The organism is Arthrobacter sp. CAL618, from assembly GCF_000468215.1.
Taxonomy (GTDB): Bacteria; Actinomycetota; Actinomycetes; order Actinomycetales; family Micrococcaceae; genus Arthrobacter_D.
In genome coordinates this window covers 1-8,675 of record NZ_ASZW01000040.1, presented here as the reverse complement: position 1 = coordinate 8,675, position 8,675 = coordinate 1, and the positions used below count along the sequence as shown (strand labels likewise).

The following is an 8,675-nucleotide window of genomic DNA, read 5'->3' as shown; positions in this document are numbered from 1 at the left end:
AACGACGACACCGCCTGGGTCTACTTCTGTTAAAACCCTATTGGCAGGCTAGTAACTTTCACGTAGCATGTTACATGCAGTAGTCCACGAAGAATAGAGGATCCTGATGACAATGAATCCCACCTGGCGGCTTAGGGCCCGGTTTGCGCAGCGGCTTTCGGACCTTTACGGCGAAGAGGTTCCCGCGTACAACGCCCTTGTGAAGGTTTCGCAAGCCGTCAACGAAAAGACCATTGCTGAGAACCATGTTGATGCAGAACGGTTCGGCAGTATCTCACGTGTAACTGCAGAGCGGCATGGTGCTATCAGGGTTGGCTCCGCCATTGAATTGCGTCAGGTATCCCGAGTCTTTGCGGCGCTTGGTATGTATCCGACTGGATATTATGACCTCCGAGACGCCAAGCCTGCGCCCATCCCGGTGGTGTCGACCGCGTTCCGCCCGTTGGATCGGGAGCAGTTGGCTCTCAACCCCTTCCGTGTTTTCACTTCACTGCTCGTGACGGACGACCGTCGTTTCTTTGACGTTGCAACAGAACAACAGTTGAACGATTTCTTGGCTAGGCGTGAAATCTTTCCCGTGGACCTCTTGCAGTACGCTGAAAAGGCTGTTGAACAGGAAGGTCTGGGCGAGGCTGACGCAACGCGTTTTCTGGATCTAGCAGCAGCGGCGTTCGCTCTATCAGATGACCCAGTCGACTTTGAGTGGTATCAAAAGTTGAACTCCATCTCCAGCGTGGCGGCAGATATCGGCGGGGTATCGACAACGCATATCAACCATCTCACTCCCCGAGTTCTGGATATTGATCGACTTTACGACGCTATGGAAGCCGAAGGCATCCACATGATCGATGACATACAGGGGCCACCCAAATGGGATGGCCCTGATGTGCTCCTGCGCCAAACCTCTTTCAAGGCACTAGCAGAGCCAAGAGCCTTTCGTGGCAGCGATGGCAAGGTGTTTGAGGGCAACCTAAGGGTCCGCTTCGGTGAGGTTGAGGCTCGTGGCTTGGCCCTCACACCGCGTGGCCGTGATCGGTATGACGACCTGATGGCGCGGATCGATCGGGAGGGTTCAGATGATTCATCTACGGAGAGGCAGACCTATGCCCGTTCTGTTTGGAGCAGGGCGTGGCCAGCCACTGAACGAGGGTTTCTTGAGCAGAATCTCGCCTACTTCACCTTCCGTGTGACCGATAAGCTCCCCGACGAGGATCTGGGCCAAAGCAATTCCGAAACCTCTGTCCTGGATCTCATAGATAGGGGGGTCATTGCTGCGGACCCAATTGTCTATGAGGACTTCCTGCCGCGTTCTGCCGCTGGAATATTTTCTTCCAACCTGACCAGCGAGGGTTCCATCGATCAATCCTTAGGGGGCGCGAGCCGGGGTATTGAGTGGATGTCGCAGATTATCCAAGTTCCAGTGAATGTCCCCGAGGTGGTGTACGGGCGCGAGCAGGAGGAGTCCCTTAAAGCTGTGTCCAAACAGTTAGGCCTCCAATTAGTCTTACCCGAGATCGCGGATGCGTCTTGTTAGGAGAATTGGGTGTGGCGTCCGCCGACGCCCTGGATTCTGGTTCACTGGAAATTCTCCGCCGCAGTCTGGGGGACAAAGTGCTGTTCGAACGGGAGGAGATGGCCCCCTATCTGCGTGATGAATCGGTCGCAGGTCCAGCGGGGAATCCGATAGCAGTCGTTCTTGCCGATTCAACCCGGGACGTATCGGTGGCCTTGTCCTGGGCGAACCAAAGCTCCGTCCCTGTCTCGGTGCGCGGCGCCGGAACCGGGCTAGCTGGTGGCGCCGTCGCCTATGCGGGTGGCATTGTGATTTCACTAGCTGGGATGAACAGGGTTCTCTCGTTCAGCCCGGGGAACAGGATGGTTGAAGTGCAGGCAGGTGTGATTACCTCGGATGTCGATGACCTGGCGGCTCAATGTGGCCTGATGTACGCTCCTGACCCGGCCAGTTACCGTATATCGACTATTGGTGGAAACATCGCAACCAATGCCGGTGGATTGCGGTGTGTTAAGTACGGTGTAACGGCCGATAGCGTCGCCTCGGTGGAACTGGTCCTAGCAGATGGGTCAGTCATCGACACCGGGACCTCAACCAGAAAGAACGTAGCCGGATTGAACCTGACGGGTTTGGTGGTGGGTTCCGAGGGTACCCTGGGAGTCATTACCGCGGCCCGGCTGAGACTGGTGCCGCGTCCTACCGGAATGGTGAGAACGTTTCGCGCAGGTTTTGGGTCAGTAAGAGCTGCGGCGGAATCCGTCATTTCCGTCATGTCGACCAACCTGGCTCCGGAAGTTCTTGAGCTTCTGGACACCTATAGCGTAGCTGCGGTCGAACGAAACCATCCAGGTATGGCCACGATGCCAGGCCAGGCGCTTCTACTCGGGCAATTCATCGGCCCGGATGCAGAGGAACAGGTTGAAAAGTTGCGGATGCAGCTGACGGAAGCCAGCTTCTGGGATGTTTCGGACAGCGATAGCCTTCTTGAGGCCCGGCGGTTCGTCAGTAGCTCTCTCAACGCCCAAGGGCTTCGCGCTTCCTGTGACATTGCTGTCCCCATCGATCGGTTAGCGGACATTTTCGACGAGATTGAAGTCATTGCCCTCGAAAATGGTGTTCAGATTTCCACTTTTGCCCACGCTGGCGACGGGAACCTCCATCCCGGAATCTCACTGCTGGACGACTCGGTCCAGTCCAACGAGGTAGCTGCCCATGTCATGAGTCAATTAGCAGCGGCAGCCCAACGCCTCGGAGGAACGGTGACGGGGGAGCACGGTGTGGGCAGCCTCAAGGTCTCCGCATTGGACGGACAGATTTCCGCGACGAATAGGGCGCTGCAAAGAAGCATCAAGGCCCTTTTTGATCCAAACGGAATCCTCACCCCCGGCCGCGGCATATAGAATCTGCGCACGAGCCCTATTGCTTGAGAACCCATGGCTGCTCGGCAAAACGGGTCGGATTGGCAAACTCGAGGCGGCTGGGGGCCGGTGCGCCAAAGAGATCCTGGGCTACTGCTTCACCGACTCCAGATGCCATCTTGAAACCCTTGCCTGAGAAACCGGTCGCCACGTACACTCCAGGCACATCGGGAAGCCAACCGATAAGTGGCTGTTGATCTACCGTATATAGGTCTGGGTAGGCTCTGGACCGCACGCAATATGGGATAAGCCCGGGAAAGAACTGCCGCACCGCTTCGTTTGACCGTGCAATTTCCTCCATCGTGAGCTCGCGGTTCATCGTGCCTGCATCAGCAACCTTCTCGGAGGGAATGATTCCGCCCAATTTGACGGTATTGCCATCCACGGAGGGAGCACCATACATGTGGAGGCCGTCTGAGTAACGCATGAAAGGTGGGAAGTTGTGAGGCGCGAACTGCTCAGGGTTGCGGGAGGCGTACCAGGTGAGGGCGATCCTGCGCGGCTCAAGGTGTTTCATGTAAGTGGCGGGCAACAGGTTGCGGGACCAAGCACCTGAGGTGACGACTACCTTCTCGAACGTCCAGGAGCTGTTCCCGGACCGGATCTGAACGCACCCATTGACGGGGATGATCTCGTCAATCTGAGTAACAGTGTTGGCTGCTGCGCCGTTGGTCAACGCTTGCTCGAAGGCGGTCAGAACGGCAAGCTCTGAACGGATGAATCCGGCTCTGGGATCGATTAGACCTACGTCGTTGTTCAGCAAGACGTGCTGTTCATATCGTAGTAGAAAGTCGTCTCTTGAGAGCTGGTCGAAGACCGCGCCAGTTGCGTCAGCGCTCGCCAACAGAGAACGATGAAACTCACTGTGTTCGGTAACAATGGATACTCCTCCCGAGCGCTGGTCGAGCACTGGGATTTGGGTGTACTCGTTGAGTTCATGCCATAGGCGCTCTGACTCCTGGAGCAGGCTTGAGTACTGTGGCCCTTCTTTATAAGCCACACGGAACATTCGGGTGTCCCCGCCTACGGCAGTGCTCTCGGACGCGGGGAAGCCGCTGTCGAAGCCAACGATTCCTCCTGTCAACAGGGAGGAACGCCACATGACCATACTCCCCATGGTCCCCATGCCGATTACAGCCAGCTTGCCGTCCATTGTGTGCTCCTTGCTGATGTTCGGCTGCTCCAGCCAAGTGTGAAGCCAGCATCTCTCGATGCTGACGCGCGCAATCACCGTCGAGGTGACCTGCATATCGTCGGTGACCTGCGTGAAGAGGCGTAAAGCTCGGCGGATTGCCTCGGTTTAGATGGCGTTCCGCTCGTTGCTTCCTGGAGCCGAGACTCGCGCAAGGAACTCTTGGGCTCTGGTGCTTTTTGGTTGCTCAAACACTTCGTCGGGTGTGCCTTCCTCAATGATTTTGGAACTATCCATAATCATGACCCGATCAGAAACTTCTTTGGCGAACTGCATCTCATGCGTCACGACGATCATGGTCATGCCAGCGTGGGCGAGATCCGCCATAACGTTGAGTACTTCACCCACAAGTTCAGGATCGAGAGCAGATGTTGGTTCATCAAAGAGCATGACCTCGGGCTCCATGGCGAGAGCTCTCGCAATCGCAACCCTCTGCTGCTGCCCACCCGACAATTCGCTCGGGTAGGCTGCGTCCTTATGGGCGAGCCCAACCTTCTTCAGGAGGGCCATGGCGGTTGCTTCAGCAACTTTCCTCTTCACGCCATTTACGGTCATGGGGGATTCGATGATGTTCTCCAGCACAGTCATGTGGGGAAACAGGTTGAATTGTTGGAACACCATTCCAAGCTTCCGTCGGCGCTTGGATGCTTCGCCTTCGGGCAGTTGCTCAATATTGCCCTTCTTGCGCTGGTAACCGACGTAGTCACCCAGGACGAAGATCTCGCCGGAATCGATCACCTCAAGATGATTGATACACCGTAAAAGGGTGCTTTTGCCGGATCCAGAGGGGCCAATGATGCAGACCACCTCGCCACGGTGAACTTGCAGGGAGATGTCGCTAAGAACAACGGTGTCACCGAAACTTTTCGTGATGCGTTGGATGTCGATAACGACCTCGGTTTCGGCGGAATTAGGCACGGCTTTGCTCCTGCTGAATCGGCGACGAGGCTTTGGTGGTTTGAGTTTTGGTGCGTCTCGCATATCCGCGATTGAGCACCTTTTCGATCTTTTTCTGCAGTATGGTCAAGATGCTCACCATGAAGAGGTACCAAATTGTGGCGACCGCCAGAAGAGGTATCACCTGATAGTTGGTCGAGTAGATAATCTGTGCAGAGAACAGAAGGTCGCTCAAGGCAATAACGCTCACTAAGGAGGTCGTCTTCAGCATCGAAATCACCTGGTTCGATGTTGGTGGAACGATTATCCGCATTGCCTGAGGGATTACAATTCGTTGATTCACCTTCGACGGTTTCATTCCGAGTGCTTGTGCAGCTTCTCGTTGCCCCCTATCTACACTGGAGATACCATTTCGGATGATCTCTGACATGTAGGCTGCCTCGTGCAGGGACAGGGCAAGGACTGCCGCTGTGAACGGGCTGATTATCTGATTTGCATTCAGTGTCAGGAAGGGGTCGGCGCCTGGGAGCCCCAGCACCACCTCGGGAAAGAGCGCTGAAAGGTTGAAGAAGAACAGCAACAGCACCAAGAGTGGAATCCCGCGGAAAAACCAGACGAAGGTACTTGCGATCCATCGCAAGGGAGGGCTGGGAGAAAGGCTCATCAGCGCAAAAACTCCGCCCAAAAGGGTCCCGATAATCATGCACACCACGGTCAACAGGAGAGTGTTGCCGATACCCGCGATGATGGTCGGCGCAAATAGATGATCAAGAATGACTGGCCATCCGAACCGTTCGTTACCCAGAATCGCAACAACGACGGCGACCGCTGCTAGGAGGACGACAGCGGATAGAATCAGACGCCCGACATTTGTTCGAGCGATGACCTGCGGAACAGATGTTGATTCCGAGTTTGTCGGTAGGGCGATCATTTGGACCTCTCTCACCGCTACTTCTTGATTTCTGACTGCTCAATACCCAGATCCGCGATTCCGTAGCTCTCTAGCGTCTCCTGATAGATACCGGTTTCAATCAAATCGTTCACCGCAGCGTGGACTGCTTCCACCATTGGCGAACCCTCGGGGAGGCCAATACCTAGTACCGACCCCGCGGTCAGATTCTCGCCTACTTCTACTTGATCGTTCTGTCCTGCGGCATAGTGGAGGATGGCGCTGTCTGCAGCGACTGCGTCGATTCGGCCGCTGTTCATGGCCAGAATCGCTTTCTGCTGGTCAGGGAATTCCTGAATGTCTATAGCATCGGAGCCAGCTTCCTCACAGGCTTCTGACAGGCCGGGCATTACCTCCGTCTGCTGGAACGATCCGATGGACACTCCGACCGAGGTTCCACACAAATTGTCGGGAGACAGGTCTTTCGGGTTGCCGCTTGGGAAAGCAAGGGAGCTCGCGCCAAAGTAGTACTGAACGAAGTCCAGTACTTCTTGCCGCTCATCAGTTATCGCCATGTTGCTAGCGGTGAGGTCGTATCGGCCAGCTTGCATTCCCGGGATGATCTGATCGAGCGACACGCCGTGGACTTCGACATCCAGCCCGAGCACCTCGCCAACCTGGTTCATAAGATCAACGTTGAAACCCACCAACTCCCCGCTCTGCTGATCGGGGTACCCCAGCGGTGCCATGCCGATTGTGGTGGCCATCTGCAAGGTGCCCGCATCAGCAATGTCCTGGGGAACTAGTGCAGCGGCCGTTTCATTGACCTGCGCCACCGCGCGGTCACTTTCGGGCTCTGTACTGGATTCAGCGGGTGATTCCGCCGCGGAACATCCAGTGAGTACAGTCAGGGAGATCGCTCCGGTTGCTACGAACAGTTGGAGGGAAGATAGCTGGGATTTCATTTGAGACCTTTCGGTGGTGTGTCGCATGTTACATGTCTTAGTAACGTAGGTTACACAACGAGGAGGTCCGAGACAAGGCATTCCAGCGCTTCTGGATCAATGAGAGCTGCAGAAGTGCGCAGGCTATTCGTGCATCACATGCCATCTGTCGCGTATTACGTTGCCCTATGATCGGTAGATGGACACTCCCGGCCCCGGCTTGAAACGCATTGAGAACAACAGGTCACTGACGCAGAGGGCCGTTGAATCAGTCCGGGAAGCAATCCATAACGGGACGCTTCAACCGGGTGAGTTGTACTCTGTCTACAAAATTGCAGAAGACCTTGGAGTCTCGCGGAGCCCTGTGCGTGAAGCGATGCTCCGCTTGGAAGAGACCGGGCTGGTCCGTTTTGAGCGCAACAAGGGGTTTCGGGTGGTGTTTCCAGGCCCGCAGGAACTTGCCGAAATGATTGCGGTGAGGATTGCGCTCGAAGTTCCAGCGGCACGTCGAGCAGCGGCGCGCTATTCCGCTGGCGCGGAGGGCGACGTGAGACTTCAACAAGAGTGGCGAGCCATGAGAGCCGCCGCCGAGGTTAATGACGAGCCCCTTTTCATCTATCATGATCAGCGACTACACGGCATAATCCTCGAATTGGCAGGAAGCGCCTATGTGCACCGGATTGTAGAGAACCTACGAGATGCAACGCGGCTGGTGGGAGCATCGACGATCAGGGGGTCGAGGAACTTGCAGCGGGTGTACGCGGAACACACGCCGATCGTCGAGGCAATTTTGGCTGGCAATGTGGAGGATGCCGGGGAGGCGATGGATTTTCACCTACGCGAAACCGGCCGCATTTTATTGCAGGATGCGATTGAGCGAGACGGATCCATGTTCGACCTGGCAACGCTATGGGCGCGGTTGATTGATTGACCGGGCCTCCAGCACCCAGCGGACCAGCAGGCCTGCGATTAGGGCCCAGAACGCGCCGCCAATCCCTGCCAGGGTCAGCCCCGATGCGGCGACGAGAAAGGTCACGACGGCGCTCATCCGCTGGCTGACCTCTGCCAGTGCTGCTGCCAGCGCCGTCGCCATGGTGCCCATCAACGCCAGCCCGGCCACCGTCTCGATCAGGCCGGGAGGTGCTGCGGCGACCACCGTGACCAGCGCCGCGGAGGCGCCGGCGAGCACCAGGTAGCAACAGCCGGCGCTGACTGCCGCAATCCACCGTCGGTTGCGATCGAGCCCGGCCGTCTCACCAGCGGACAGGGCCGCCGACAGTGCCGCGAGATTCATGGCATGGCCGCCGAAGGGCGCTGCCGCCGCGGTGCCGAGGCCGGTGACGAACATCGACGCGCGCCACGGTGTCCGGTATCCAAAGGAAGCAAGAACCGCCACTCCCGGCACATTCTGTGAAGCCATCGTCACGATGTACAGCGGCAGAGCGACGCTGGCCATCGCCTGAATGCTGAATTCTGGGGCGGTGAGCTCAACCGTCGGTGCCGCGGCAGCCCAGTCGAGGGTGATTCGGTTGACGACCAGATACCCGGTGATCACCAGCAGGGCGCCCAACAGCGTCAGGGGCACCGCCCATCGTGGCGCTAACCGTGTTCCCGCCAGCCAGATCAGGATCAAGGGCAGCACCAGAAGGGGGATGCTTCCCAACGCCTGGAACGGCGCCAGGCACAGCGGGAGTAGCACCCCAGCGAGCATTGCCTGCGCCAGAGCGGTCGGAATGCGGCCGATCAACCGGCCCAGGGCAGGGATCGCGCCGGTGGCAACGATCAGCGCGCCCGTGACAATAAACGCGCCGACGGCGGCGGG

At 57.3% G+C, this 8,675-nt stretch carries 8 protein-coding genes; 3 read left to right on the top strand and 5 right to left on the bottom strand.

Features of this window, described 5'->3' with window-relative positions:
* The first annotated feature begins 106 nt into the window (after window positions 1–106).
* Together hglS and K728_RS0102295 are read left to right on the top strand one after the other, a co-directional pair.
* Complete coding sequence (gene hglS / locus K728_RS0102300) at window positions 107–1,534, top strand: 2-oxoadipate dioxygenase/decarboxylase (RefSeq protein ID WP_024475723.1); 1,428 nt, start codon at window positions 107–109, stop codon at window positions 1,532–1,534.
* A gap of 11 nt (window positions 1,535–1,545) precedes the next feature.
* A complete protein-coding gene (locus K728_RS0102295; protein ID WP_024475722.1) occupies window positions 1,546–2,913 on the top strand; it encodes an FAD-binding oxidoreductase in 1,368 nt (455 codons plus the stop codon).
* A 16-nt stretch (window positions 2,914–2,929) separates the two neighbouring features.
* On the opposite strand, the gene K728_RS0102290 is transcribed toward K728_RS0102295, so the two are convergent.
* From K728_RS0102290 to K728_RS0102275, 4 genes are read right to left on the bottom strand one after another with little or no spacing between them, the layout of a single operon-like run.
* On the bottom strand, window positions 2,930–4,180 hold the full coding sequence (locus tag K728_RS0102290) for an FAD-dependent oxidoreductase (RefSeq protein ID WP_084442788.1): 1,251 nt from the start codon (window positions 4,178–4,180) through the stop codon (window positions 2,930–2,932).
* Window positions 4,181–4,231: 51 nt separating this feature from the next.
* Window positions 4,232–5,041 carry an amino acid ABC transporter ATP-binding protein gene (locus tag K728_RS0102285; protein WP_024475720.1) on the bottom strand — a complete coding sequence of 270 codons (810 nt, stop codon included), beginning with the start codon at window positions 5,039–5,041 and terminating at the stop codon, window positions 4,232–4,234.
* Complete coding sequence (locus K728_RS0102280; protein WP_024475719.1) at window positions 5,034–5,951, bottom strand: amino acid ABC transporter permease; 918 nt, start codon at window positions 5,949–5,951, stop codon at window positions 5,034–5,036. The genes K728_RS0102285 and K728_RS0102280 overlap by 8 nt, the downstream gene beginning before the upstream one ends.
* Window positions 5,952–5,968: 17 nt before the next feature.
* A complete protein-coding gene (locus tag K728_RS0102275; RefSeq protein ID WP_024475718.1) occupies window positions 5,969–6,874 on the bottom strand; it encodes an ABC transporter substrate-binding protein in 906 nt (301 codons plus the stop codon).
* A gap of 178 nt (window positions 6,875–7,052) precedes the next feature.
* Here K728_RS0102275 and K728_RS0102270 point away from each other — a divergent pair, with 178 nt between their 5' ends.
* Window positions 7,053–7,784, top strand: a complete 732-nt coding sequence (locus K728_RS0102270) for a GntR family transcriptional regulator (RefSeq protein WP_024475717.1) — start codon at window positions 7,053–7,055, stop codon at window positions 7,782–7,784.
* Here the strand turns inward: K728_RS0102270 and K728_RS0102265 are convergent.
* Window positions 7,761–8,675, bottom strand: a 915-nt coding sequence (locus tag K728_RS0102265; RefSeq protein ID WP_024475716.1) for a benzoate/H(+) symporter BenE family transporter, incomplete at its 5' end; no start/stop codon positions are given. The two genes, K728_RS0102270 and K728_RS0102265, sit on opposite strands and share 24 nt — an antisense overlap.